Source organism: Catellatospora bangladeshensis, from assembly GCF_016862575.1.
Taxonomy (GTDB): Bacteria; Actinomycetota; Actinomycetes; order Mycobacteriales; family Micromonosporaceae; genus Catellatospora; species Catellatospora bangladeshensis.
The window spans coordinates 80,130-104,810 of the sequence record NZ_BONF01000014.1; the positions used below are offsets into that span (position 1 = coordinate 80,130).

Genomic DNA, 24,681 nt, shown 5'->3' on the forward strand with positions numbered 1-24,681 from the left:
CGGTCGGCGACCGAGCCGCACCACGACGGTAGAAACGGCCGGTTACACGCCCGTCACACCACCACGCCGAAGCCCGTTACAGCGCGCCCACAACATCCACTTCTCACCTGTGAACCGCCGCTCCAGCCCACCGCGACTCCCGTGCTCAGACAAGTACCCGAAACGACAGTTACCGATGTCCCACCGATTAATGGCGCCCGAGTTCGACCGTGCGTACCAGCACCGGCTCGGTGCCCGGGGCGGGCGCGGCTTCGGTGTAGACCAGCACCCGCAGCTCGCCGCGCAGGTCGTCGAGTTCGTCGGCACCGGCGGCGAGCAGCCCCTCGGCGAACTCGCCGACCGTGCCCAGCGCCAGCGACTCGTCCGGCACCCGCCGGGGCCCGTCGGGGCTCATGGGCGCGAACGACGGGTCGCCCTCAGGACGGAACCGCAGTTCGTACCAGTAGCTCTGCCAGGACTGCCGCCGCACGCGCACCGCACGGTTATATCAGCGCCGATGCGGCGCAGACGGACCCGTGGTCCGATCCGGACCGGCGCACCGTACGGGAGTCCGGCGCCGCGACCCCGCCGCCTGCCGGACCTGCGTTCAGACCAGCGCGGGTTCGAGCTGCACGGCGTGGGCGCGAGCGCGCCGCGCCCAGCGCACCGTGACCGGCACCGCCGCGCCGGCGGCGGCGTACACCACGCCGAACAGCACCCAGCCCGGCCAGCCCCAGCCGACCACCACGGTGGCCAGCAGGGCCGGGGCGATCACCCCGGCGACCGAGAAGCCGGTGCCGAACAGGCCCTGGTACTGGCCCTGGGCGTGATCGGGGGCGAGGCCGAACGAGATGCCCCACGAGCCCGCGGCCTGGCGCAGCTCGGCGAGCACGTGCACACCGGCTGCGGCGAACAGGATCAGCGCGGCCGCCCAGCCGGGCAGCCCGGCGGCGAGGCTGTACAGCACGCACGCGCCGAGCAGCAGAAACCCCGAGACGCGCTGGGCGGCGGCGGCGCCCTCCACGGTGGCCGTGCCACGGCTGGCCCGGACCTGGAACAGCGCGACGACGATCGCGTTGAGCAGCGTCATCCCGGCGACCACCCAGGTCGGGGCGTCGGTGCGCTCGACCACCCACAGCGGCACGGCCACGTTCAGCATGCCGTAGTGGATGCACAGCACCCCGTTGAGCGCCGCCAGGGCGAGGTAGGGCCGGTCCCGCAGCACGACCAGCGCCGGGCCCGAGGCCGCCTTCGGCTGCGGCGCGACCGGCGGCACCCGCAGCACCAGGGTGCTGGCCAGCAGCGCGATCGCGACGCACACCACGATGATCACGGAGTACGCGGTCCGGGTGTCGAACTTCAGCCCCACGCCCGCGATCACCGCGCCGACCGCCCAGCCCACGTTCGTCACCGAGCGCAGCAGGGCACGCGTGCGCACCCGCTGCTCACCCGGGATCGATCCGGCGATGAGGGCGCCGTTCGCCGCGCTGAACCCGGTCTCCAGCAGCTGCACCGCGCAGGCGACGGCGACGAAGCCGATGAAGCCGTCCACGACGAGGTAGCCGAGCATCAGCGCCGCGCGTGCGGCACCGAAGGTGACCATGACGCCGCGCGGGCCGATCCGGTCGGCCAGGTGCCCGGCGGGCACCCCGGCGAACAGGCTGACCACTGCCGCGATGGTGAGGCCGAGCCCGACCTCGGCGGCCGACAGCCCGACCGAGCGGGTGAAGAAGATGACGCTCACCGTGATGAACAGGCCGCGCGAGGTGGACCCGGCCAGGGTGCTCAGGATCAGGGCACGGGTGGCCTGGTCGGCGGGCAGGCGGCTGATCAACCGGGTGAGCATGACGGGGACGCTAGTCCTGGTCGCCGTCTCCGCGCCTGCCGGTTTCGGGTGTGTTGGCCCACATCATCCACCTTCGGCGATACGCTCCCCACCGGCCACGGCCGGGCGTGGTTTCATGGACGCATGCCGGACGCCGTGACCATCAGCGGGATCCCCACGCCGCTCACCTGGGGCCTCGCCCCGGCCGCCTGGGCGTCCACGCCGACGGGCGTCGAGATCACCGCGGGTCCGCGCACCGACATGTTCGTCGACCCGGCGGGCGGGGCGCCCACCGTGAACGCCCCGCGGCTGACGATGCCGGCCGACGGCGACTTCCAGCTGTCGGCCAAGGTCACGGTGGGCTTCGCGGCCACCTACGACGCCGGCGTGCTGCTGCTCTTCGCCGGTGACACGCAGTGGGCCAAACTGTGCTTCGAGCTGTCGCCGCAGGCCAAGCCGATGATCGTCTCCGTGGTGACGCGCGGCGTGTCCGACGACGCCAACGCCTTCGCCGTCGAGGGCGACACCGCCTGGCTGCGGGTCTCGCGCACCGGGCGGGCGTACGCCTTCCACGCCTCCGCCGACGGCGGCTTCTGGCACTTCATCCGCTACTTCACCCTCGACGAGCCCGCGGCGGTGGGCTTCGAGGCACAATCCCCCACGGGCCAGGGCTGCGCCGCCGCCTTCAGCGAGGTCACGTTCAAGCCCGAGGGCCTCGCCGAGCTGCGCGACGGCTCGTGACCCGCTCTCACCGGCGGGACGCGGTGACGTGCCAGGCGGCGAGCAGCCGCAGCTCGGCGGCGGCGTCCGAACCGGGCGCGGGGCAGAACGTGAAGCAGCTCGCCTCGCTGTGAGAGGGCATGGGCCGGCCCCGGGCCGGCCCACCCCGTCAGAGCCGCAGCCAGAGGGCCGGCACGTTCGGCGGTTCCCAGCCGACCTGCGACAGGTGCGGCTGGCGGCACTGCCAGCGCGCCCCGGCGTAGGTGACCACCGTGCCCGTCGCGTACGACACGTTCGGCGCCCAGGCTGCCTCGGTGGGCGGCGGGGGCGGGGGCGTCGCCGGGCCCGCGGTGGCGGCGAGCAGCGCACCGAGCCCGGAGGCCTGGGTCCGCCAGTCGCGCGCGTTCGGGGTGCCGCCCGCCCAGCGCAGGCCGATGCGGTTGAGGCTGTCGCGGTTGGACTGCCAGACGGCGTCCGCCTGCCGCTGCGCGTAGGTGCGGTACGCGGCCACGCCGGTGACGTCGGCGAGGTCCATCAGATACCGCATGAAGATGCCCTTGAACTGCTTCTGGTTGTCGTCGCAGCTGTTGGCCGGGTCGCACGACTCGGTGAGCACCCCGGAGCGGGTCAGCACGGCCGAGTTCATCGCGGCGTCGGCCAGCTGCCGCGCCGAGGCCAGCAGCGACGCGTTGCTGGTGGCCCGCCACAGCTCGACTGCCGCACCGACGGCCAGGCCCTGGTTGTAAGTCCACACGGTCTGCCCGTTGTTGCCGCACCCGCTGGTGATCCCGTCGTTGACCAGCCCGGATCCGTTGATCATCCCGCTGGCCGCGAACCAGTTCCAGCCCGCGTTCGCCCGGCCGAGCCACAGGGTGTCACCGGGGATGCGGTTGTGCAGCGCGGCGGTGAGCCGGACGTACAGGCCGATGGTGACCGCGTTCTTGTAGGTGCGCTCGCGGTTCCACCAGACCCCGCCGCCGCAGACGCCGTCCCAGTAGGAATGCATGTAGTTGCCGATCGTCACGGCGGTGTTCAGGTACTTGGCGTCGCGGGTGAGGTCGTAGGCCTGGAGCCAGGCCAGCGCCCACCAGCCGGTGTCGTCGATCGCGCGGCTGATGAAGCTGCCCTCGATCGCGTCGGTGCTCTTCTGCCCGGCGGGCATCACGCCCTTGTTCAGCTCGTACGTCCGGTCGATCAGCCAGCGGTAGTCGGTGCGGCCGGTCCGGGCCGACCAGTCGCCGAGCGCGGTGACCGCGACGGCGGAGTTCCACCAGCTCGACGGCCACCACGCGGTGTCGGTGCGGTAGGCGTGGGCGAGGGCGTCGGCGGCGGCGGCCGCGCGATCGGCGGCCGGGCGCGCCCAGGCGGTGCAGCTGCCGTTGGCACCGCCGGTGGCCCGGCCGCAGGCACGCACCGCGCCGCCGTAGAGCAGCGACCGCGGATCCCGCGTGTTGATCATCGTGGTGCGTACGGAGGTCGCCCCGGCGGCGACGCTGACCCGGCCCAGCGACGAGCCACCCGGCCAGCTCGCACCCTCGTCCCAGGAGCGGTCGAGCCACACCTCGTCGCCCGCCTGGCCGGAGCCGAGCGTGGCCCAGGCCAGGCCGCGGGTGTCGATGTGCAGGTCGATGCGGCGGTTGCTGAGGACGGTGCCGGGCACCGGCAGGCTGTCGCCGACGGCGGTCGCGGGGTCGGCGCCGTCGCAGACGGTGTCGCACACCTTGACGTACGCCCAGGCGGTGCAGGTGACCCCGCCCGCGTCGCCACAGGCGCGGACCATGCCGCGCCGGTGCGCGGCCGGGTCGGCGAAGTTGTACATCAGGGTGCGGGTGCCGGTCCAGGTGGCCGGGATGCTCGCCCTGCCGAGCAGGCCGTCCCAGCTGGATCCGTCGGTCCAGCTGCGGTCGAGCCACACGGAGTCGCCGAGCACGCCGTTGTCGATGCTGGCCCAGGCCATCCGGTCGGGGTCGGACACGTGCAGCACCAGGCGCCGCCCGTTGAGGTTGACCTCGGGCACGGGGAAGGTCTCCTGGCGGGCCAGCGAGGGGTCGCGGGTGTCGCAGTAGAGGGCGCACACGGGTGCCGCCGCGGCGGGCGGTGGCGCGATCACCGCTCCCGCGGTCGCGGCGAGCAGGGCTGTAAGGACGGCTGTCAGTCTGCGCATCGGATCCACCTCGCTCCGGGCGGTCGGTGTTCGCACACGTTCCGGCACGCATCAACAGATGGACGTTGGTATCTGTCGATGTTTGGGGATCGAAGTTAACAAACTTAACGGTTGACTGTCCACGGCACGCTCGTGCCAACCTGGCGCGGCACGGGCGCGCGGCGGATCAGCGGAAGCCGTCGAACAGGCGGCGGAAGAACCCGCCCTCCATCGGCAGCGGAGCGGCCGGCGGCGGGGCCTCGCGGCGCTGCCGGGCGATCGGCTGGTCGTAGTCGGTGCGGGCGATCGCGTCCACGACCTGCTCCTCGGTGAAGTCCTCGGAGCCGGGGATGTGCGGCACGAAGCCGACCAGCATCCCGTCGCGCAGCACCTGCGCCTCCAGCCCGGCGGTGCCGTCGGTGTCCCACAGCGCCTCGCGGCCGTCGGTCAGCACGATCCGGATGCCCGCACGGCGGTGACCACCGGCGAGCGAGAGGTGCGCGGGAATGCCCCGCTCGCGCAGCACGTCCACCACCCGCCGGGCACGTTTGTCGTCCATGCGCCGACGTTAGCCACTCCTCCTGTGCATGAGCTGGGAACATGCCGTAGGACGGCCGACTTTCACGGCAGCACCCGCAGCGGGCGCTCGAAGAAGGTCTCCAGCACCACGACGGTCTGGGTGCCGGTGACACCGTCCACGGCGAAGATCTGCCGCAGGGTGGCCTGCAGCTCCTCGGTGGTCGCGGCACGGACCCGTACCAGCAGTGAGGCGGCCCCGGCCACGATGTGCGCCTCCTCGATGCCGTCGATCGCGAGCAGCGCGTCCCGGGTGGGCGCGTCGCCCATCCACGCGTTCGCGTCCACCATCACGAAGGCGGACACGCCCCGGCCGACGGCGGCGGGGTCGACGTCGACCGTCGTCCGGCGGATCACGCCGCGTTCGCGCAGCTTGCGCACCCGGTCGTGGGCCGCGCCCGCGGACAGGCCGACCGCCCTGCCCAGCTCCGCATAGGACTGCGTGGCATCCTCCTGCAGGCGGGCCAGCAGTCTCCGATCGACATCATCCACCATGCGCGACATCCTTGATGTGATTCAACTGACTCGGGAGTTGACCATACCAGATTCGGTACAGCTAGGCTCCTGTCATACACCGTTCAGATCTGGGAGGCACCACCGTGGCCGACACCATCCCCGCCGAGTTCATCGTGCTCGACGAGCGGTTCCGTTACTGCGACGGCGACTTCGTCGTCGAGCGCCTGCACACCGGCGCCCGCAAGACCGAGGGTCCCGCCTACTTCCCCGCGGGCCGCTACCTGGTGTGGAGCGACATCCCCAACGACCGCATGCTGCGCTGGGACGAGACCACCGGCGCCGTCGGCGTGTTCCGGCACGGCTCCGGCTACGCCAACGGCAACACCGTCGACCGCCAGGGCCGCCTGATCACCTGCGAGCAGGGCAACCGCCGGGTCACCCGCACCGAACACGACGGCAGCGTCACCGTGCTGGTGGACCGCTACCAGGGCAGGCGCCTGAACAGCCCGAACGACGTCGCGGTGCGGGCCGACGGCACGATCTGGTTCACCGACCCGCCCTACGGCATCACCGGTGACTACGAAGGCAACCAGGCCGAGAGCGAGCTCGACGGCGCCTGCTACGTCTTCCGGCTGGACCCGGCCACGGGCGACCTGAGCGTCGTCGCCGACGACTTCTGCCGGCCCAACGGGCTGGCCTTCTCCCCCGACGAGCAGCGGCTGTACATCGCCGACACCCGCCAGGAGCCGAGCCACATCCGCGTCTTCGACGTCACCGCCGACGGGCGGCTGACCGGCGGAGCGGTCTTCGGCACCTGCGACGCCGGGCGCTTCGACGGCCTGCGCGTCGACGCCGTGGGCCGGGTGTGGGCGGCGGCCTGGGACGGTGTGCACTGCTTCGCCACCGACGGCACCCTCATCGGCAAGCTCCTGCTGCCCGAGTCGGTCGCCAACCTCACCTTCGGCGGCCCGAAGCTCAACCACCTGTTCATCACCGCCGGGACCTCGGTGTACACCTTGCGCGTCACCTTCAACGGCGCCCGCTACCCCGATGCGCCGCCCCACTGAGGTGGGCGCAGCAGGTGCTCCGCGGCGAGCGCGACCGCGTCGCGGGTGGTGCGTGCGGGGTGGTCGGCGGCGATGAAGTGGCGGCCGATGGCGAGCGCGAACATCAGGGTGCTGCGCGCCTCGACCTCGGCCGGGTCAGGGACGAAGGTCCCGAACGCCTGCCGCAGGAAGTCCATGCGCTCGTTGTCGATGCGCCGCAGCCGCGCCGCGACGGACTCGTCGTGCCGGGCCCACGCGCGGACGGCGAGGTCGATCCGGTGCAGGTCGTCCGAGGAGCTCAGCTGCCCGACGCGGCGGATGCGGTCGGCGGCGTCGCCGCCCTCGGCGTCGGCGCGGGCGATGACCTCCCGGGTGCAGCGGCGCTCCCACTCGTCGAGCAGCTCGGCCAGCAGCACGGGGCGGCCGCCCCGGCCTGCTGCGCGGTGCTGTTGACCCCGGAGGCCAGCCCCGCGCCGGCCGGTGCCACGTTCGACATCGCCCGCATGATCACCGCCGGGATCGTCAGGCCCGTGCCGAAGCCCTGGATGACCAGCGCGGGCGCCACGTGCAGCCAGTAGCCGCCGCCGACCTGCTGTACGCGCTGCTGAGCACGCAGCTCTACCTGCTGTTCACCCGCGACCGCGGATGGTCGCCGCTGCGGTGGGAGCAGTGGACCTGGCAGACCCTGCGCGCCCAGCTCTGCGCGCCCTGACCCGCTAGGCGGCCTTGACGGGCTGCCGCAGGATCGTCTTGAGCTTGGCGGGCTCGGTGCGGCGCGGGTCGCTGAGGTAGATCTCGTGGTGGTCGCCGTTGAAGGTCAGGCCGTGCTCGGGCAGGTAACGGTCATGCAGGCGCTTCAGGGTCGGCGCCTCGTCGTCGTAGGAGCCGACGTGCAGGATCTGCACGCACCTGCCCTCGGCCAGGCTGCGCAGCCGAAGCTCGGCCAGCGCCGGGTTCTGCTTCTTGGCGGCGACGGCGGCGACGGCGGCGCGGACCATGTCCTCGGTGACCCAGTCCGGCTGGCTGATCATCATCGTCCACGACCAGGCGGTCTTGTCCCGGGTGAGGAACACCGATGGATCGTCCGCTCGCCACAGCCCCTCCAGCGGCCCGACCGTGAAGTCCCGCCCGCCGGCCTTCCTGCTCGCGAACTTCACCGCGTACGCCACCCCGTACAGCGCCTCGACGGCGTTCACGTACGCGGCGGACGTGTTCGGGTCACCGTGGCCGTCGACCGCGAGGTAGCGCAGCTCGGGGACGTCGACGACCGCGAAGTCCCGTGACGGGGGCGCGTACAGCTCACGGAAAGCCTTCTTGACGTCGTACTTGTCCAACGGGGTCTCCTTGGTCAGGTCGGCGAGGGTCGCCTGGGTCCAGCCGGCGTCGGCGCGCAGCATGGCCTCGCAGTAGTCGAAGATCGCCGCGGCCGCGGCGGGCAGCGGCTCCTGCCGGGCCCTGGCGGCGTGCAGTTCGGCGAGCTGATCCCGCAGCGCGTCCAGCCGCGCGGCGAGTCCGGCGGCCACGTCCTCGTCCGGCAGACCCGGGCTGTTCGCCAGGCCGATGAGGACGCGCGAGCGCACCGGTGTCAGCGCCGCCAGCGCGTCCTTCGTGGCGGCTTCGCACAGCAGGCGGCCCGCCTCCGTCACCCGATACGTCGCGCGCGACCTGGCCGTCCGCCGCTCCCCGGCCGGGGTCGCGGCCGCCTCGATCAGGCCGCGCGCGGCGAGCTTGTCGAGCAGGTAGTAGATCGAGGAGAACCCGAGTGCCGTCCAGGCCCGCACGCCGCGCTCCTCGATGACGCGCTCCAGGTCATACCCGTGGCGCGGCTGCTCGAGAAGCAGCCCGAGCAGGGTCAGCTCGGCGTCGGTCAGCGTCATGACTTCATTCTAGTACTAGAATACGGCGACACGTCGCGTGAGTGTTTCCGTCGGCCGCGCTCCCGCTTCTAAACTGACCCACCCGGCATCCGGGCATCACCATCGATCGGCGAGGGAGCCACCATGTCAGCCGTTGCCCTTCCCTACGACGTCCACGGCTCCGGGCCGCACCGCGTCATCGCGCTGCACGGCTGGTTCGGTGACCGCCGCGCCTTCGCGAAGGTCGTGCCCTATCTCGACGGCGACGCCTTCACCTACGTGTTCCCCGACTACCGCGGCTACGGCCAGGCCCGCGACCTGACCGGCGAGTACGCCATCGCCGAGATCGCGGGCGACGTGACCGCCGTGGCCGACAAGCTCGGCTGGGACGACTTCTCGCTGATCGGCCACTCGATGGGCGGCAGCGTGATCCAGCGCGTCATGCTGGACGCGCCCGGCCGGGTCCGCAAGCTGGTCGGCGTCAACCCGGTGCCCGCCTCGGGCGTGCCGTTCGACGAGCAGGGCTGGGCGCTGTTCTCCGGCGCCGCCGACGAGCCGGGCAACCGGCGCGCGATCATCGACTTCACCACCGGCGGCCGGCTCCCCGCCGCCTGGCTGGACGAGATGGTCGCCGCGTCGCTCGGCAACTCCAACGTCGAGGCGTTCCGGGCCTACCTGACCGCCTGGGCCCGCACCGACTTCCACGCCGAGGTCGCCGGCAACACCACCCCGGCCCTGGTGATCGCGGGCGGGCAGGATCCGGCGCTGTCGGCCGACGTCATGCGCGCCACCTGGCTGCGGTGGTACCCGAACGCGGAGCTGTGCGTGCTCGCCGACGCGGGCCACTACCCGATGGAGGAGACTCCCCTGGCCCTGGTCGCGGCGATCGAGAAGTTCCTCAAGGCCTGAGCCGCCTGCCGTGGCGCGGTCCGGCGGGACCGCGCCACGGTCATGCCCCGGCCGGGCGGGTCAGGCTCGCCGCCAGCTCGGTCCGGTTGCGCACGGCCAGCTTGCGGAAGATGTTGGCAAGGTGGAACTCGACCGTCTTGGCGGACACGCCGAGCTGGTCGGCGGTCTCCCGGTTGCTCATCCCCACCGCCACCGACTGCGCCACCCGCAGCTCGGTGGGAGTGAGCGGCAGATCCTGGCGCGGCGACACCGGCACGGGGGCCGCCACCCGGTCCAGCGCCACGCTGACCCGGGTCAGCGGGCCGCCCGCGCCCATCGCGGCGTACCCGCTGGCGGCCGTCTCCAGCAGGCGGATGGCGTCGGCGCGGCGGCCCAGCCAGGCGTGGCGCTCGCCGAGCAGCCAGGCCATCCGGGCTCGGGACAGGCGCTCGGCCGGGCGGTTCAGCCCGGTGAGGGAGCGCTCGAACCGGGCCATCGTCTCCGGGTCGTCCGGGTCGGTGATCCACGCGCGCCAGGCGGGCAGCGCGGGCGCCCCCGGCCACTCCAGCGGCGGGTCCGGGATGGCCGCGAGCAGCCGCAGCGCCTGCGCCCGGTCGCCGTGCAGCGCGTGGTGGGTGGCCAGCTCCCAGCGATGCTCGTAGAACAGCCCCGAGTTCGCCCCGACTGCGGTGCCGACCAGGAACTCCAGCACCCCCACCCAGGCCTGCACGTCACCGTTGACCAGGTGCAGTGGTGCGGCGCACTCGGCGAGGTGGGCCGCGACCCAGCTCGACGCCGCCCGCGCGGCCAGGCCGCGGGCCTCGCTCAGGTGCTCGCTCGCGGCGGCCGTGTCGCCGCGCAGCGCCTCGACCTTGGCCAGGAACGAGGTCGCCTCGGCCTGGATGTCCACCCGGCCCGCCTCGATCGCCAGCGCTCGCGCCCGCGACAGTGCGGCCTGGCCCCGGGCCACGTCGCCGGACCACGCGTCGCCCAGCCCGATCATCGTGAGCAGCCGGGCCAGCCGGGCGGGCGGCGCATCGAGCCGGTCCACCAGGTGCGCGAACCGGGCGCGGGCCTCGTGCGGCCGGATCGCGCTGAGCGCGCACAGCAGCGCGCACTCCAGGTACAGCTCGTCCTGGCCGAACCGGTCCGGGTCGAACAGCCGCAGCGCGGTGTCGAGGTGCCTGCTCGCGTACGGCTGGCGGGTGCGGACCCCGACCACCCCGGCCGCGGTGTGGAACAGCAGCTCGACCTCGTCGTCCGGCGACCGCCCGCGCAGCTCCTCCAGGCGCCGCACCACCGCTCGCAGCGTGACCGGATCTGCGGTGCGGGCGTCGTCCAGAAACGACTCGGCGAGGGATCGTGCCGCCGTCACCCGTTCGCCCATCGTGGAATCCGTCGGCACGATCGCCGATTCTATGGGCTGGCCGCCACGGCTCCGGCAGCCCGGTGCAGCCGCTCGGACCTGCCCGATCACGGCTGAGGCGTGCATCACCCCGGGTCGACATCTAAGGGCTGCCTTACCTAAGCTCGCGGATCGTCAGTGATCTAGGGAGCGGTCATGCGCGGTGCGGCGAAGCGGGGCGGATACCTCCTGCTCGGCGTGCTCGTGCTGCTGGCCGCCGTCGCCGCCAGCCTCACCATCGGCAGCCGCCCGATCCCGCTCGGCGAGGCGCTCGACGCCTTGCTCCACCCGTCGGCCGGCGAGGCGGCGCTGATCGTCCGCGAGCTGCGGGTGCCGCGTACCCTCGTCGGGCTCGAAGTCGGGGCCGCGCTCGCGGTCGCGGGCGTGCTCATGCAGGCGCTGACCCGCAATCCGCTGGCCGAGGCCCGGGTGCTGGGCATCTCGGCGGGCGCCGCGACCGGCGTGGTGGCGGCCATCGCGTTCTTCGGCGTGGCGAGCCTGGCCGGCTGGATCTGGTTCGGCCTGGCCGGGGCCGCGCTCGCCGGGGCCCTGGTGTTCCTGGTCGCCGCGCGCACCCGCGACGGGTCCGGCCCGGTCAGCCTGGCGCTGTCCGGGGCCGCGATCGACGCCGGGCTCGGCGCCGTCATCTACGGCATCCTCAGCATCGACGCGGCCACCTTCGAGCAGTACCGCTTCTGGGTCGTCGGCTCGATCGCCGGGCGCACCCCGGCCATGGCCGGGCAGATGGCCCCGTTCCTGGCGATCGGGCTGGTGCTGGCCGTGGTGACGGCGCGCGGCCTGGACGCGCTGGCCCTCGGCGACGACGCCGCGCGCGGCCTCGGCCACCGCATCCAGCGGGTACGCCTGCTCGCCGCGGTCGCCGCGATCGTGCTCACCGGAGCCGCGGTCGCGCTGGCCGGGCCGATCGCGTTCGTCGGCCTCGCCGTGCCGCACGCCGCGCGGGCGCTGGTCGGCGCCGCGCACCGCTGGGTGCTGCCGCTGTCCGCGCTGCTGGGCGCGGCGCTGCTGCTGCTGGCCGACGTGCTCGGCCGGGTGATCAGCCCGCCCGGCGAGGTCGCCGCGGGCGTGGTCACCGCGCTGGTCGGCGCGCCGGTGCTGCTGTGGCTGGTCCGCCGGGCCCGGACGGTCACCGCATGATCATCAGAGTCGGCCCGGCGAGCTTCGTGCTGCACCGGCGTACCCTGCTGGTCACCATCGGCCTGGCCGCCCTCCTGGTCGCGGCGGTGGTGGTGGCGGCGGGCATCGGCACCCGCACCGTCCCTCCGCTGGAGGTCGTCCGCGCCCTGCTGACCGGCGGCACCGAACACGACGTGATCGTGCGGGAGCTGCGCTTCCCCCGGGTGGTGCTCGGCGTGGTCTGCGGGGTCGCGTTCGGCCTCGGCGGCGCGCTGATCCAGTCGGTGGCCCGCAACCCGCTGTCCAGCCCCGACGTCATCGGCGTCACCCAGGGCGCCGGGCTGGCGGCGACGATCGCGCTGACCTCCGGCCTGGCCTACGAGCTGGTCGCGCCGAGCGCGCTGGCCGGCGGCCTGCTCGCGGCGGTGGCGGTGTTCGCGTTCGGGGCGCGCAGCGGCTTCGCCGCGCACCGGTTCGTGCTGGCCGGGGTCGCCGTGGCGTTCGCGTTGCGGGCCGGCATCGAGGTCGTGATGAGCTCGGCGGAGAGCATCGACGCGCTGCGCGCGCAGATCTGGCTCATCGGCTCCCTCAACGGCCGCGGTTACGAGGAGGCCGGGGCGATCGGCCTGGTGCTGCTGCTCGCCCTGCCCGCGCTGCTGTGGGCGGCGCGCGCGCTGCGGACCAGCGCCCTGGACGACGACACCGCGCGCGCCCTCGGCGTACGGCCCGCCGCCCGGCGGCTCGGCGCCGGTGCGCTGGGCGTGGTGCTCGCCGCGGCGGCCACCGCCCAGGTGGGCGCGGTCGACTTCGTGGCGCTGGTCGCCCCGCAGGTCGCGCGGCGGCTCACGGGCGCGGAGCGGCCGCCCCTGGTCGCCTCCGCGCTGGCCGGGGCGGTGCTGGTGGTGCTGGCCGACCTGGCCGCGCGGATGCTGCTGGCCCCGACCCAGCTGCCCGTGGGCGTGCTCACCGCCGGCATCGGCGGCCCCTACCTGGTCTACCTGCTCATCCGGAGGCGTCGATGAGACTCGAAGGGCGCGACCTGGTCGCGGGCTACGAGGAGCGGACCGTCCTCGACGGGCTGTCGGTCGCCGTCCCACCCGGCCGGTTCACCGTCATCATCGGGCCCAACGCCTGCGGCAAGTCGACGCTGCTGCGTACCCTCGGCCGGCTCTTGAAACCGCGCGGCGGCAGCGTGCTGCTCGACGGCGCGGTGCTGCACGACCTGCCCCCGCGCGAGGTCGCCCAGCGGCTCGGCGTGCTGCCGCAGGCGCCGCTGGTCCCCGAGGGCGTCACCGTCGCCGACCTGGTCGCCCGGGGCCGCCAGCCGCACCAGCGCTGGTGGCAGCAGTGGAGCCCCGGCGACCAGGCGGCGGTCGCGGCGGCGCTCGCCGACGCCGACATCGCCGAGCTGGCCGCCCGGCCCGTGGAAGAGCTGTCCGGCGGGCAGCGCCAGCGGGTGTGGATCGCGATGGCGCTGGCGCAGCAGACGGAGGCGCTGCTGCTCGACGAGCCCACCACCTACCTGGACCTGGCCCACCAGGTCGAGGTGCTGCGGCTGCTGGAGCGGCTGCGCGACGGCGGGCGCACCGTCGTCGCGGTGCTGCACGAGCTGAACCAGGCGGCCCGGCACGCCGACCACGTGATCGCGATGAAGGACGGCCGCGTCGTCGCGACCGGCGCGCCGCACGAGGTCGTCACCGAGCAGCTGATGACCGACGTGTTCGGCCTGGCCTGCGCCGTCGTGACGTGCCCGCTGACCGGCGCGCCGCTGGTCATCCCCCGACCCTGAGTAACGACCCGAAAGGAAGTGACGCTGTGCACAGGCGTCTTCTGCTCACGGCCGCGATCGCGGCCGGGCTGGCCCTGACCGGCTGCGGCAACACCGCCGACGGCGGCGACAAGGACACCGCGGCCACCGTCGAGATCGTCCACGCGATGGGCACCAGCAAGGTCCCGGCCGCCCCGCAGCGCGTGGTCGTGCTGGACACCGACAAGGTCGACACCGCGCTCACGCTGGGCGTCAAGCCGGTGGGCGCGGCCCGCGCCGGTGAGCTGACCGGCTGGCCGACCTACTTCGGCGCCGGTGCGACCGACGGCATCACCGAGGTCGGCGTGCTCACCGAGCCCGACCTGGAGGCCATCGCGGGGCTCAAGCCCGACCTGATCCTGGGCAGCAAGTTCCGCCAGGAGAAGTTCTACGCCGAGCTGTCGAAGATCGCGCCGACCGTGTTCACCGAGAACGTCGGCAAGACCTGGAAGGAGAACTTCCTCCTCGACGGCAGGGCGCTGGGCAAGGAGCAGCAGGCCAAGGACCTGCTCGCCGCCTACGAGAAGCGGGCGGACGAGGTCGGCGCGGCCATCCCGAACGCCGCCGCGCTGAAGATCTCGATCGTGCGGTTCATGCCCGACCATATCCGCGTGTACGGTCCGGAGTCGTTCTCGGGCATCGTGCTCGGCGACGCGGGGCTCGGCCGGCCCGAGCGGCAGCTGCTGGCCGGCAAGGACGACAAGCGCTTCGACAAGGTCAGCGCCGAGCGCGTCACCGAGGTGGACGGCGACTTCGTGTTCGTCGCCGCGTACGGCGAGAAGGCCGCCGCCGAGCAGCAGAAGATCACCGCCGGTCCGCTGTGGGCGGGGCTGGGCGCGGTGAAGGCCGGCAAGACGCAGGTCGTCGCGGACGAGACCTGGATGACCGGCATCGGCGTCACCGCCGCCAACAAGATCCTCGACGACCTGGCCAAGTACCTGGGCTGATCGCCGACGAAGGGGCCGGACCCGCGTGAGCGGATCCGGCCCCTTCGCTGTACCCGGCTCACTCGTTGCGGGCCACCTCCGGGCCGGTGATGCGACGCAGCAGCGGCAGCGTCGAGGCGATGATGCCGAGCGACACGGCCAGACCCGCGCCGACCATGAAATAGAAGGACGGTCCCGGCGCCAGCAGCTCGTATCCGAGCTGCGCCCGCAGGAACAGGTGCGAGGCGAGCAGGCCCATGCCGATCGCGACGACCGACGCGGCCGCCAGCGGCACCACGCTCTCCAGTGCGACGACCCCGCGCAGCGTGTTCAGCTGCACCCCGGTCAGGCGCAGCATGCTGAACGGCCGCCTGCGGTCGCTCAGCCCGCCCGCGATGCTGACCGCGAGGCTGCACCCGGCTACCGGCAGGCTGGCCAGCATGATCACGTTGGCCAGCTGCTGGAACTGGACCAGCTGCCGGGCGTTGTTCGCCTCCCACTCCGCCACGCTGGCCGGGAATCGCCCGGCCGGGAACGCCAGCTCCAGCATCGTGCGGGCCTGCTCGAACGCGGACCGGCTGGTGGTGTCGACGACCACGGACAGGATCGGCTGGGCCTCGGCCACGGCCGGGGTCGCGGTCGAGGCCGCCCACACGTGCTCGTCCTTGGTCAGGTCGCGCCGGCCGAGCAGGTCACTCGACACGGCCGCGGTCTGCGCCCCGGGCGGGCAGGTCCCGAACCGGGCCAGGCGGGCGAGCTCCGCGCAGGTGACGACGCCCTGCCACCCCTCCGGGTCGGGGTTGACGTGCACCAGGGTCACGCTCCGCACGCCGGGGATCGCCGCGAGCCCGGCCGGGATCTGGCTGAGCGCCGGTCCCGCGCCGTCCTCCTGCCAGAACGTCTTGGACAGACTCGTCGCGGCGACCGAGTCGGTGCGGGGCGCGCCCCGGTTGGCCACGAACGTGGTGATCGTGCCGGTCGCGACGCTGGTCACGAACAGCGCGACGATCAGCCCGCTGACCGCCCGGAACCCGGCTCGCGGATCGTCGGACAACCGCCGCCCGGCGATGAGCGCGGCGGGGCGGCTCGCCCGCCCGGCCAGCACCCGGGCGCCCGCCATCGTCAGCCACGGCCCGGCCAGCACCAGCCCGATGAGGATCAGCACGAACCCGGACAGGTACGCGGTCAGCTGCGCGTTGGTGCCGTCCGGCCGGCGGCCGATGAACCACGCCAGCTCCACCAGTCCGCCGACCAGCGGGATGAGCCGCCAGGCCCCGGGCGGCCGGGGCGTGACCCGGCGACTGACCCCCAGCGGCGAGATCCGCACCCGCCGCAGCGCCAGCAGCGCCGCCACCACCGCGCCGAGCGGGATCCCGAACGCCACCACCAGCACGTCGACCGGGTCGAGGGACAGGTCGGCGGCGAAGAACGGCTCACCGGTGAACGGGATCGCGGCGAGCACCGGCCGCATGCCGAGGAACACCCCGAACCCGGCGAGGGTGCCGACGGCCGCCGCCAGCGTGGACTCCACCGCCGCGATGACCGAGATCTGCCGCGGGGTGGCCCCGATCAGCCGCATCGCGGCGAAGCGCTGCTCGCGGCGGGTCGTGGCGAGCCGGGTCGCGGTGCCGATGAAGATGAGCACCGGGAACAGCAGCGCCGCCGCCACGACGGACAGCACCAGCGTCATCGCGTCGCCGTTGAGCCCGATGAAGCACCCGTCGCAGCCGGCCGACTCGGCGGCCATCATCTGCGTGATCTGCCTGCCGCCGAGCTGCTCGACCTCGGCCGGGGTCCGTCCGATGACGATGAGCAGCGAGTCCGGCGACGGCAGTCCCTCGTCGGCGATGACGCCAACCTGCCGGCCCGGGAAACGGTCGCCCAGCTCCGCGGGGGGCGTGCTGCCCAGCAGGTCCACCAGGGCCGGGGAGGCGTAGTACTCCCCTGCCGCGGGCACCCGCGGCAGGCCCGGCGGGACGGGGGCGTCCGGTCCCAGCGCGGCGACCTCGACGCGGCCGATGGACCGGGCGTGGAAGTAGTCCTCCCGGACCGTCCACCACATCGGGTCGTGCTCGGCCGACTGCGGCGCGATGGCGCTGTTGAGCCAGGCGTAGCGCTGGTTCTGCGCGCCGACGGCGTTCATGCCGGCCACGGACGCGAGCAGCATGCCGACGCCGAGCGCCACGGCCGCCGCGATGACGGCGAGCCGCGTCGCGGCTTCCCGGCCGCCCGCCAGCGACATCCGGATCCCGAACCGGATCATGCCGTCACCAGCGCGTTCACCTTGCCGTCGCGGACGACGACCTGCCGGTCCGCGTACGCCGCGACCCGCGCCTCGTGCGTCACCACGACGACGGTCGTGCCCTGCTCCCGGGCGGAGGACACCAGCAGGTCCATCACCTGCTCGCCGGTCAGCGTGTCGAGGGCGCCGGTCGGCTCGTCGGCGAACAGCACGCCCGGCTCGGCGACCAGCCCTCGGGCCAGTGCCACGCGCTGCGCCTGCCCGCCGGACAGCTCGCCGGAGCGCCGCCGCTCCAGCCCGGCCAGGCCGAGCCGCTCGAACCAGGGCCGGGCCCGCCGCAGCGCGGCCGGTCGGCGTACGCCGCCGAGCAGCAGCGGCAGCGCAACGTTCTCCTCCGCGGTCAGCTCGGGCACGAGCTGGCCGAACTGGAAGACGAACCCGAACCGGTCGCGGCGCAGCAGGCTGCGCCGGCTCTCGTTCATGGTGTCGATGCGCTGCCCGTCGAACCAGATCTCGCCCTGGTCGGGCACCAGGATCCCGGCCAGGCAGTGCAGCAGGGTCGACTTGCCGGAGCCGCTGGGCCCCATGATGGCGACGATCTCGCCGGGCTGCGCCGACAGCGTCGCGCCGCGCAGCGCCGGGGTCTGGCCGAAGGACAGGGCCACGTCTCGTGCTTCGAGCAGCGTCATGCGCGCACCACCTGGCGCAGCGCGTCGAGGCGGGCCACGGTGACGTCGATCCAGTGCAGATCGGCCTCGAGGTGGAACAGGCCGTGGTCGGCCAGCATCGCGTCGACCAGGGTTCCGGTCCGCTTGAGCTCGGTGAGTTCCTTCATCCGCCGCAGGTGCACGCCGCGCTGGGTATCCAGGTAGTCCTCCGCGGGGCGGTCCAGCATCAGGGCGAGGACGACCTTGGTGAACAGCACCGCCTGCAGGTGGGGTTCGGCCTCGACCGGCTCGGTGAGCCACGTGTCGACCTCGGTGGCGCCCGCATCGGTGATGACGTAGCGCTTGCGGTCCGGGCCGACGCCGGGCTCGACGTCGCCGATCACGACCTTGCCGTCGCGGGCCAGCCGGCCGAGCGTGGCGTACACCTGCCCGAAGGGCAGCGGCTTGCCGCGGCTGAAGAACGTGTCGTAGTCGCGTTTGAGGTCGTAGCCGTGGCCGGGTTTGCGTTCCAGCAGCCCGAGGAGGGTTAGGGGGACACTCATGCCGAGTACCCTACCCCGAGAGTATACACCGCGTATATACCCTCAGAGTATATCGACGGGCATGGCTGATCCGGGGCGGGTCTTGAGCCAGTGAGGACTATCGGGCAAGCTGCCCGCGCAGCCACCCGGGATCGGGGTTGACGTGCGGCTCGCCGCCCAGCACCACGGTCGGTACCGTCTCGTCGCCGCCGGTGATCGCGCGCACCGCCGCGGCGCCCTCCGGGTCGCGCCAGATGTCGACCCAGTGCGCCCGGCGCGCGACGGCGCCGAGCCGGATCCGCAGGCGCATGCAGTACTGGCAGCCGGGCCGCCAGTAGATGACGGGGCCGCCGTCTGCGGCGCTACGGCGCTGCGCCTCGGCCGCGGCTAGGGACGCAGGGAAGGCCAGCGGCGACAGCAGCACCGCCAGCACGCCGAAGACCAGCGCGAGCACCACCGCGGCGACCGGAGAGCCGGTCCTGGCCTGGTGAACGGCGATCGCGGCGCCACCGGCCGCGAGCAGTGCGGGAAACAGCCATCGGCGTGCCATGGCCGCGACGCTACCAAGCGTGCCACCGGACACCGGCCCCGGTCGCCGCCGTCCTAAGCCCTACGCGGAACCCCCCGAACCGGCGTACAGCGGGCACCGGAGGGAGAAGCATGCAGACGAAGGAGAAGCCGCCAGGAAGGGCAGCGCCATGACCACCTACAAGGTCGGATACTTCGTCGGCAGTCTTTCGTCGACGTCCGTCAACCGGGAACTAGCCAAGGTGCTGATCCGGCTCGCGCCCGAGGAGCTGGAGTTCACCGAGATCCCGATCGGCAATCTGCCGCTGTACAGCCCGGACCACGACGCGAGCTATCCGCCGGAGGCGGTCGCGCTCAAGGACGCCATCCACCGGTCCCAGGCGATCCTGTTCGTCACGCCCGAGTACAACCGGTCGATCCCCGGCGCGCTGAAGAACGCCATCGACTGGGCGTCGCGGCCGTGGGGGCAGAACGCGTTCGACCACATCCCCGCGGCGGTCATCGGCGCCTCCATCGGCCAGATCGGCACGGCGCTCGCCCAGCAGGCGCTGCGCGGCGTGCTCAGCTTCTGCAACGCCCGGCAGATGACCGCGCCCGAGGCGTACATCCAGTTCAACGACACGCTGTTCCCCGGCGACGGCCAGGTCACCGACGAGTCCACGAGGGCGTTCCTCGCCGGCTACATGGCCGAGTTCCGCGACCACATCGTGCGGGTGCTGACGGTCCTGCCCCGCGAGGGGTCGGGCGCCGCGTCGCGATAGGCCGCAGGTCGCCGCCGGTTCGCCCGGCCGTCGTATCGTGGATCGTCATGACGGGCTCGGCAGCATCACCGGCGGGTGAGAACGCGACCTCACGGCAACGGCGGGTGTGGGACAGGGCCGCGCCCGCGTACGACAGGCAGATGTCCTTCTTCGAGAAGGCCTGGTTCCCGGGCGCCCGCGAGTGGCTCGGGCGGCGCGCGCACGGCCGGGTGCTGGAGATCGCGGTCGGCACCGGCCGCAACCTGCCCCACTACCGGCCCGGAGTCACCGTCACCGGTGTGGACCTGAGCACCGCGATGCTCGCCATCGCCCGGCAGCGGGCCGCGGACCTCGGCCTGGCGGCTGAGCTGCGGGAAGCCGACGCCGAGCGGCTGCCCTTCGCCGACGCGTCGTTCGACACGGTGGTGTGCGCGCTCTCGCTGTGCTCCATTCCGCGCCCTGACACGGCCATCGCCGAGATGTTCCGCGTCCTGGTGCCCGGTGGCCAGGTGCTGCTCGTCGACCACGTGGCCAGCACGTGGCTGCCGCTGCGGGCCGCCCAGCGGCTGTTCGAGCAGATCACCGTACGCACCGCCGGGGAGCACTTCACCCGCCGCCAGCTGCCCCTGGTCCAGGCCGCGGGCTTCCGGATCGAGGAGGCCGAGCGCCTCAAGGCCGGCACGGTCGAGCGCATCCGCGCCCGCAAACCCGCAGCAGGCGGTGCGTGACCGCCACGGGCATGCGCGAGTTGCCCGGAACCCCGGAACGGGCCGCCGTACCCGCATAAAGTGAGCAGGTCGCACCGGCATCCGACACGGCCGGCGCCGCCGCGCCCGGCCGGGGAAGGCGGGACCCGATGGCACCGACTCCGAACCCGGCAGACGACGCCGAACAGCTCATGATGGGCGCCGTGCCCGGCGTCGCCGCGCTCGGCCGCGGACCGGTCCCCGACGGCGACCACTCCCGCCACGAGTACCACCACCCCGCCGCGGGCTGGGGCGCGGCGCGCAGCGTCGGCAAGGTGCTGCTGCGCTCGCCGGAGCCGGTCGAGGGCATCCGGGCGATCCTGAACATGAACCAGGAGGACGGCGGTTTCGACTGCCCCGGCTGCGCCTGGCCGGACGACCCGACCGGCCTGCGCCTGGACATCTGCGAGAACGGCGTCAAACACGTCACCTGGGAGATGGCCCCCGCCCACGCGGACCGGGAGTTCTTCGCGGCCCATCCGGTCGCCGAGCTGGCCGGGTGGACCGACCACGACCTGGAGGCGGTGGGCCGGCTCGCCGAGCCGATGAGCTACGACCCGGACACCGACCACTATGTGCCGATCTCCTGGGACGACGCGTACGCCATGGTGGGCCAGGCGCTGCGCGGGCTGGCGAGCCCCGACGAGGCGGCGTTCTACACCTCCGGGCGGCTGAGCAACGAGGCGACGTTCCTCTATCAGCTGTGGGTACGCGAGTTCGGCACCAACAACCTGCCCGACTGCTCCAACATGTGCCACGAGGCCAGCGGCCGGGCGCTGACGGCGGCGATCGGCTCCGGCAAGGGCACCACCGACCTGGAGGACTGGGAGCTGGCCGACGCGATCTGGCTGATGGGCGACAACGCGGCCACCAACGCGCCGCGCATGCTGACCTGGCTGGCCGAGGCCGACCGGCGCGGGGCGGCGCTGGTGCACATCAACCCGCTGATCGAGGCGGCGTCGCGGCGCACCATCGTGCCGCACGAGTTCGCCGACATGGCGACCTTCCGCACCACCCGCACCGGCACCATGAACGTGCAGGTCCGCATCGGCGGCGACCTGGCGCTGATGCGCGGCGTCGGCAAGGCCCTGCTGGAGGCGGCCGAGACCGACCCGGCCGCGCTCGACCGCGAGTTCATCGAGCAGCACACGAACGGCTTCGACGCGTATCGGGCCGCGGTCACGGCGACGTCCTGGGACGACATCGTGCGGGGCGCGGGCATCGCCGAGGCCGACATCCGGCGCCTGGCGGGCAGCTACCTGAGGTCGCAGCGCCTGATCATCGCGTGGTGCCTGGGCCTGACCCAGCACGAGCACGGCGTGGACACGGTCCGCGAGATCATGAACGTGCTGCTGCTGCGCGGCAGCATCGGCCGCGAGGGCGCGGGACCGGCGCCGGTGCGCGGGCACAGCAACGTGCAGGGCAACCGGACCTGCGGCATCGACCACCGGCCCACCCCCGCGTTCCTGGACCGGCTCGCGCAGGTGTGCGGCATCGACCCGCCTCGCGAGCACGGCCTGGGCACGGTCGCCGCGATCGAGGCGATGCAGCGCCGCGACGTGAAGGTGTTCGTGGCGCTGGGCGGCAACTTCGCGCTGGCCGCGCCGGACCTGCCGCGCACGTTCGAGGCGCTGCGCAACTGCGACCTGACCGTGCAGGTGAGCACCAAGCTCAACCGCAGCCACGTCGTGCACGGCAGGCGTGCGCTGATCCTGCCGTGCCTGGGCCGCTCGGAACGCGACCGGCAGGCCGGCGGCGAGCAGGGCGTCACCGTCGAGGACTCGATGGCGATGGTGCACATCTCGTACGGCATGAAGGATCCCGCGTCGCCGCAGCTGCGCTCGGAGTGCGCGATCTTAGGCGGGCTCGCGCGGGCCACGCTGCCGGACAGCGGCACACCCTGGCAGGCGTACGTCGACGACTACGACCGCATCCGCGACGTCATGGCGCGGGTCCTGGACGGGTTCGACGACTTCAACGCCAAGGCCCGCCGCCCGCACGGGTTCCGCCTCCCGCAGCCGGCCCGCGAGCGGGTGTGGCTGACGCCATCGGGGCGGGCGGAGTTCTGGGCCGGGCCGCTGCCCGACGACGTCGATCCCGGCCAGGGACGCCTGATGCTGACCACGGTCCGCTCGCACGACCAGTTCAACACGACGATCTACTCCAACGACGACCGCTACCGGGGTCTGACCGGGCTGCGCACGGTGATCTTCATGAACGCCGGCGACATGCGCGAGCGGGGTCTGTCCGAGTTCGACCTGATCGACGTGACCAGCTTCTCCCGTGACGGCACCCGGCGCACGGTGTACGGCTACCGCGCGGTCGCGTACGACATCCCGCGGGGTAACGCGGCGGGGTACATGCCGGAGCTGAACGTGCTGTGCGGCCTGGCCGACGTGAGCAGCCAGAGCGAGCAGCCGGTGACCAAGCACCTCGTCGTCGAGGTGACACCGCAGCCGTCCGGCCGAAGCTGAGCAGCCCGGCGGGCGTTCAGCGCGAGTGCAGGCCCAGTCGCTCCAGGACCTCCCGGAGCCGGTGCCGCCCGGCCATCGACTCCGGGCCCCGGAGCCGTTCGAGCACGCGGTCGCTCCAGTTGCCCGAGAGCCCGAACCGGCCGTTGTACGCCGACAGCCGCTCGTCGTACGCGGCGATGTGCGCGTCGGCGGCGACGTCGTACTGCTCCCGGTGCAGGACCGCGCCCTGCGGCAGCCGCGGCTTCACCCCGGCCTGCTCGGCGGGGTCCGGGGTGCCGACGGCCAGCCCGAACGCCGCCACCGTGTGCGGCGGCAGCCGCAGCTCGGCGGCGACCTCCTCTGGGCGGTTGCGGATCGCGCCGACGAACACCGAGCCCAGCCCGAGCGACTGCGCGGCGAGCACCGCGTTCTGCGCGGCCAGCGCGGTGTCGACGAAGCCGATGACGGTGGTCTCCAGGTAGTCCACGGCCCCGGCCCGCGTGTTCGCGCGTTCGGCCAGGCGGCTGGCGCGGCCCAGGTCGGCGACCCAGACCAGGAACAGCGGCGCCTGCGCGATGAACGCCTGGCCGGCGGCGAGCGCGGCCAGGCGTGCCTTGCGATCCGGGTCGCGGACGGCCACCACGCTCCACGGCTGCAGGTTGGACGACGTCGGCGCGGACTGTGCGGCCGCGATCAGCGCGGTCAGCTCGTCGTCGGTGACCTCGCGCGGGCCGAACCGGCGCACCGACCGGTGCGCGAGCTGCAGGCTCAGGACCTCGCTGTGCACGCCGAGGACGGCGGCCGGGTCGCCGTAGCGGTCGGCGGCGGTGTGCGCACGGGACATTCGACTTCCTTCGCACTCGGAACGGAGAAGCAGCCGAAGCCTAAATCATATAAAACCCATAGGCTAGATAGAATATTCGATCGACGTCGACACCGCACCGCCCGCGGCGGCGTCGATCTCTACGCGTGCCGGTGATCGGCGCCCTCCTGCGCCTTGCCGCAGACCCGCAGCGCGGCGTCGCGGAACCCTCGGTTCTCGGTGCGGACCGCTCGCCGCATCAGCGCGCCGAACACCAGCCAGAACATCCCCGCGCCGCGGCCGTGCACCTCGATGCCCAAAGTGTTGCGGCAGCCGTCACCGACCTGCGCCAGCCGGTGTGAGCCGATCATGGTCAGGCCCAGCAACCGGGTCTGCCAGCTGAAGCCGCGGCCCTCGGTCAGCTCGGTGACCGTCCACACCGCCTCGGCCTGGCCGGGCTGCTTGATCCGCGCCCGGCTGCCGACCCGCAGCGGCCCGTCGTCGAGGCGGGTCACCCGGGTCATCGTCGGCGTGAGGTCGGGCCACCGCTGCACGTCGGCCGTCAGACTCCAGAGCACGTCCACCGGCGCGTCGATCACGAGTGTGTCTTCCCATCGCATACCTCGAATGTACCATCTGGTACATGAACGCTTCCGCCAGCCGCCAGGAGATGCTCGGACGTGTGGTCGCGTACGCGGCCGCCGAGGGCCTGACCGGCAGGAGCCTGCGCGAGATCGCCGCCGGGGTGGGCACCAGCCACCGGATGCTCATCTACCACTTCGGCTCCCGCGAGGGCCTGCTCGCGGCGATCGTCGCCCTGATCGAGCAGCAGCAGCGCGACCTGCTCGGCACGCTGGCCGACCGGCTCGCGGCGGCCGGCGGCTCGGCCGGTCAGCTCATGCTGCTGCTCTGGCAGCAGGTCTCCGATCCCGCGCTGCGGCCGTACGTCCGGCTGTTCTTCGAGGTCGCCGGGGTGGCCGTGCACGGCACGCCCGGCACCGAGGGGTTCCTCGACAAGCTGACCGAGCCATGGCTCGACGCGGGCGAGGCGGCGGCAGGGCAGCTCGGCCTGCCCGTCGACCGCGACGCCCTCCGCCTTGGCGTCGCCGCCAGCCGCGGCCTGCTCCTGGACCTGCTCGCGGGCGCCGACCCGGCCGCCGCCGACGCCTCGTACCGCCTGTTCGTCCGACTCTGGGAGCAGCAGGCCGAAGGCTGAC

Annotated in this window: 26 protein-coding genes; 12 read left to right on the top strand and 14 right to left on the bottom strand. The window is 73.1% G+C overall.

The features are described from left to right. Positions 1 to 187 precede the first annotated feature (187 nt). The gene (locus Cba03nite_RS14155) at positions 188 to 475 is read right to left on the bottom strand and encodes a hypothetical protein (protein ID WP_203745937.1); all 288 of its coding nucleotides are present in this window, start codon (positions 473 to 475) and stop codon (positions 188 to 190) included. 111 nt (positions 476 to 586) lie between these two features. Beyond that, the gene (locus Cba03nite_RS14160) at positions 587 to 1,825 is read right to left on the bottom strand and encodes an MFS transporter (protein WP_239125728.1); all 1,239 of its coding nucleotides are present in this window, start codon (positions 1,823 to 1,825) and stop codon (positions 587 to 589) included. A gap of 123 nt (positions 1,826 to 1,948) precedes the next feature. On the opposite strand from Cba03nite_RS14160, the gene Cba03nite_RS14165 reads away from it, so the two are divergent. Next, positions 1,949 to 2,545 carry a DUF1349 domain-containing protein gene (locus Cba03nite_RS14165; RefSeq protein WP_203745938.1) on the top strand — a complete coding sequence of 199 codons (597 nt, stop codon included), beginning with the start codon at positions 1,949 to 1,951 and terminating at the stop codon, positions 2,543 to 2,545. A 148-nt stretch (positions 2,546 to 2,693) separates the two neighbouring features. Here Cba03nite_RS14165 and Cba03nite_RS14170 read toward each other — a convergent pair whose 3' ends face one another. The 3 genes from Cba03nite_RS14170 to Cba03nite_RS14180 form a co-directional block, all read right to left on the bottom strand. After that, complete coding sequence (locus tag Cba03nite_RS14170; RefSeq protein ID WP_203745939.1) at positions 2,694 to 4,688, bottom strand: glycoside hydrolase family 76 protein; 1,995 nt, start codon at positions 4,686 to 4,688, stop codon at positions 2,694 to 2,696. A 166-nt stretch (positions 4,689 to 4,854) separates the two neighbouring features. Continuing rightward, complete coding sequence (locus Cba03nite_RS14175) at positions 4,855 to 5,226, bottom strand: hypothetical protein (RefSeq protein ID WP_203745940.1); 372 nt, start codon at positions 5,224 to 5,226, stop codon at positions 4,855 to 4,857. A gap of 62 nt (positions 5,227 to 5,288) precedes the next feature. After that, complete coding sequence (locus tag Cba03nite_RS14180) at positions 5,289 to 5,738, bottom strand: Lrp/AsnC family transcriptional regulator (RefSeq protein ID WP_203745941.1); 450 nt, start codon at positions 5,736 to 5,738, stop codon at positions 5,289 to 5,291. A gap of 104 nt (positions 5,739 to 5,842) precedes the next feature. On the opposite strand from Cba03nite_RS14180, the gene Cba03nite_RS14185 reads away from it, so the two are divergent. Continuing rightward, complete coding sequence (locus Cba03nite_RS14185) at positions 5,843 to 6,766, top strand: SMP-30/gluconolactonase/LRE family protein (protein ID WP_203745942.1); 924 nt, start codon at positions 5,843 to 5,845, stop codon at positions 6,764 to 6,766. On the opposite strand, the gene Cba03nite_RS14190 is transcribed toward Cba03nite_RS14185, so the two are convergent. Further along, positions 6,742 to 7,161, bottom strand: a complete 420-nt coding sequence (locus Cba03nite_RS14190; protein WP_203745943.1) for a hypothetical protein — start codon at positions 7,159 to 7,161, stop codon at positions 6,742 to 6,744. The two genes, Cba03nite_RS14185 and Cba03nite_RS14190, sit on opposite strands and share 25 nt — an antisense overlap. Positions 7,162 to 7,310: 149 nt before the next feature. On the opposite strand from Cba03nite_RS14190, the gene Cba03nite_RS14195 reads away from it, so the two are divergent. After that, entirely contained in the window at positions 7,311 to 7,457 is a 147-nt protein-coding gene (locus tag Cba03nite_RS14195) for a hypothetical protein (RefSeq protein WP_203745944.1), read from the top strand. Between the two features lie 4 nt (positions 7,458 to 7,461). On the opposite strand, the gene Cba03nite_RS14200 is transcribed toward Cba03nite_RS14195, so the two are convergent. After that, on the bottom strand, positions 7,462 to 8,622 hold the full coding sequence (locus Cba03nite_RS14200; RefSeq protein ID WP_203745946.1) for a GyrI-like domain-containing protein: 1,161 nt from the start codon (positions 8,620 to 8,622) through the stop codon (positions 7,462 to 7,464). Between the two features lie 123 nt (positions 8,623 to 8,745). On the opposite strand from Cba03nite_RS14200, the gene Cba03nite_RS14205 reads away from it, so the two are divergent. Beyond that, positions 8,746 to 9,510, top strand: a complete 765-nt coding sequence (locus Cba03nite_RS14205) for an alpha/beta fold hydrolase (protein WP_203745948.1) — start codon at positions 8,746 to 8,748, stop codon at positions 9,508 to 9,510. A gap of 40 nt (positions 9,511 to 9,550) precedes the next feature. On the opposite strand, the gene Cba03nite_RS14210 is transcribed toward Cba03nite_RS14205, so the two are convergent. Then, positions 9,551 to 10,894, bottom strand: coding sequence for a helix-turn-helix transcriptional regulator (locus Cba03nite_RS14210; protein ID WP_203745950.1), 1,344 nt, complete (start codon positions 10,892 to 10,894; stop codon positions 9,551 to 9,553). 156 nt (positions 10,895 to 11,050) lie between these two features. On the opposite strand from Cba03nite_RS14210, the gene Cba03nite_RS14215 reads away from it, so the two are divergent. The 4 genes from Cba03nite_RS14215 to Cba03nite_RS14230 are packed head-to-tail and all read left to right on the top strand — an operon-like array spanning position 11,051 to position 14,785. Further along, positions 11,051 to 12,052, top strand: coding sequence for a FecCD family ABC transporter permease (locus Cba03nite_RS14215; protein WP_203745952.1), 1,002 nt, complete (start codon positions 11,051 to 11,053; stop codon positions 12,050 to 12,052). Further along, positions 12,049 to 13,053 carry a FecCD family ABC transporter permease gene (locus tag Cba03nite_RS14220; RefSeq protein WP_203745955.1) on the top strand — a complete coding sequence of 335 codons (1,005 nt, stop codon included), beginning with the start codon at positions 12,049 to 12,051 and terminating at the stop codon, positions 13,051 to 13,053. The genes Cba03nite_RS14215 and Cba03nite_RS14220 overlap by 4 nt, the downstream gene beginning before the upstream one ends. Then, positions 13,050 to 13,820: an ABC transporter ATP-binding protein gene (locus Cba03nite_RS14225; protein ID WP_203745957.1), complete on the top strand. Its 771-nt coding sequence runs from the start codon at positions 13,050 to 13,052 to the stop codon at positions 13,818 to 13,820. Before Cba03nite_RS14220 ends, Cba03nite_RS14225 begins: the two co-directional genes overlap by 4 nt. Positions 13,821 to 13,846: 26 nt before the next feature. Continuing rightward, positions 13,847 to 14,785: an ABC transporter substrate-binding protein gene (locus Cba03nite_RS14230; protein ID WP_203745959.1), complete on the top strand. Its 939-nt coding sequence runs from the start codon at positions 13,847 to 13,849 to the stop codon at positions 14,783 to 14,785. A 58-nt stretch (positions 14,786 to 14,843) separates the two neighbouring features. Here Cba03nite_RS14230 and Cba03nite_RS14235 read toward each other — a convergent pair whose 3' ends face one another. From Cba03nite_RS14235 to Cba03nite_RS14250, 4 genes are all read right to left on the bottom strand, one after another. Beyond that, the gene (locus tag Cba03nite_RS14235) at positions 14,844 to 17,027 is read right to left on the bottom strand and encodes an ABC transporter permease (protein ID WP_203745961.1); all 2,184 of its coding nucleotides are present in this window, start codon (positions 17,025 to 17,027) and stop codon (positions 14,844 to 14,846) included. After that, entirely contained in the window at positions 17,024 to 17,695 is a 672-nt protein-coding gene (locus tag Cba03nite_RS14240) for an ABC transporter ATP-binding protein (RefSeq protein WP_203745963.1), read from the bottom strand. Before Cba03nite_RS14240 ends, Cba03nite_RS14235 begins: the two co-directional genes overlap by 4 nt. After that, positions 17,692 to 18,216, bottom strand: coding sequence for a PadR family transcriptional regulator (locus Cba03nite_RS14245; RefSeq protein WP_203745965.1), 525 nt, complete (start codon positions 18,214 to 18,216; stop codon positions 17,692 to 17,694). Before Cba03nite_RS14245 ends, Cba03nite_RS14240 begins: the two co-directional genes overlap by 4 nt. Before the next feature lie 97 nt (positions 18,217 to 18,313). After that, positions 18,314 to 18,745, bottom strand: coding sequence for a glutaredoxin family protein (locus Cba03nite_RS14250; RefSeq protein ID WP_203745967.1), 432 nt, complete (start codon positions 18,743 to 18,745; stop codon positions 18,314 to 18,316). A 148-nt stretch (positions 18,746 to 18,893) separates the two neighbouring features. Between Cba03nite_RS14250 and Cba03nite_RS14255 the strand changes: the two genes are divergently transcribed. The 3 genes from Cba03nite_RS14255 to Cba03nite_RS14265 all read left to right on the top strand — a co-directional run bounded on the left by Cba03nite_RS14255 (position 18,894) and on the right by Cba03nite_RS14265 (position 22,683). Further along, positions 18,894 to 19,484, top strand: coding sequence for an NADPH-dependent FMN reductase (locus tag Cba03nite_RS14255; RefSeq protein ID WP_203745969.1), 591 nt, complete (start codon positions 18,894 to 18,896; stop codon positions 19,482 to 19,484). A 140-nt stretch (positions 19,485 to 19,624) separates the two neighbouring features. Further along, positions 19,625 to 20,191, top strand: a complete 567-nt coding sequence (locus Cba03nite_RS14260) for a class I SAM-dependent methyltransferase (protein WP_239125729.1) — start codon at positions 19,625 to 19,627, stop codon at positions 20,189 to 20,191. Between the two features lie 128 nt (positions 20,192 to 20,319). After that, the gene (locus Cba03nite_RS14265) at positions 20,320 to 22,683 is read left to right on the top strand and encodes an FdhF/YdeP family oxidoreductase (RefSeq protein ID WP_203745972.1); all 2,364 of its coding nucleotides are present in this window, start codon (positions 20,320 to 20,322) and stop codon (positions 22,681 to 22,683) included. Positions 22,684 to 22,699: 16 nt separating this feature from the next. Here Cba03nite_RS14265 and Cba03nite_RS14270 read toward each other — a convergent pair whose 3' ends face one another. Both Cba03nite_RS14270 and Cba03nite_RS14275 read right to left on the bottom strand, forming a co-directional pair. Further along, complete coding sequence (locus tag Cba03nite_RS14270; RefSeq protein ID WP_203745973.1) at positions 22,700 to 23,506, bottom strand: NADPH-dependent oxidoreductase; 807 nt, start codon at positions 23,504 to 23,506, stop codon at positions 22,700 to 22,702. Positions 23,507 to 23,625: 119 nt separating this feature from the next. Then, complete coding sequence (locus tag Cba03nite_RS14275) at positions 23,626 to 24,084, bottom strand: SRPBCC family protein (RefSeq protein WP_203745974.1); 459 nt, start codon at positions 24,082 to 24,084, stop codon at positions 23,626 to 23,628. A gap of 23 nt (positions 24,085 to 24,107) precedes the next feature. Here Cba03nite_RS14275 and Cba03nite_RS14280 point away from each other — a divergent pair, with 23 nt between their 5' ends. Continuing rightward, a complete protein-coding gene (locus Cba03nite_RS14280) occupies positions 24,108 to 24,680 on the top strand; it encodes a TetR/AcrR family transcriptional regulator (protein ID WP_203745975.1) in 573 nt (190 codons plus the stop codon). Position 24,681 lies beyond the last annotated feature (1 nt).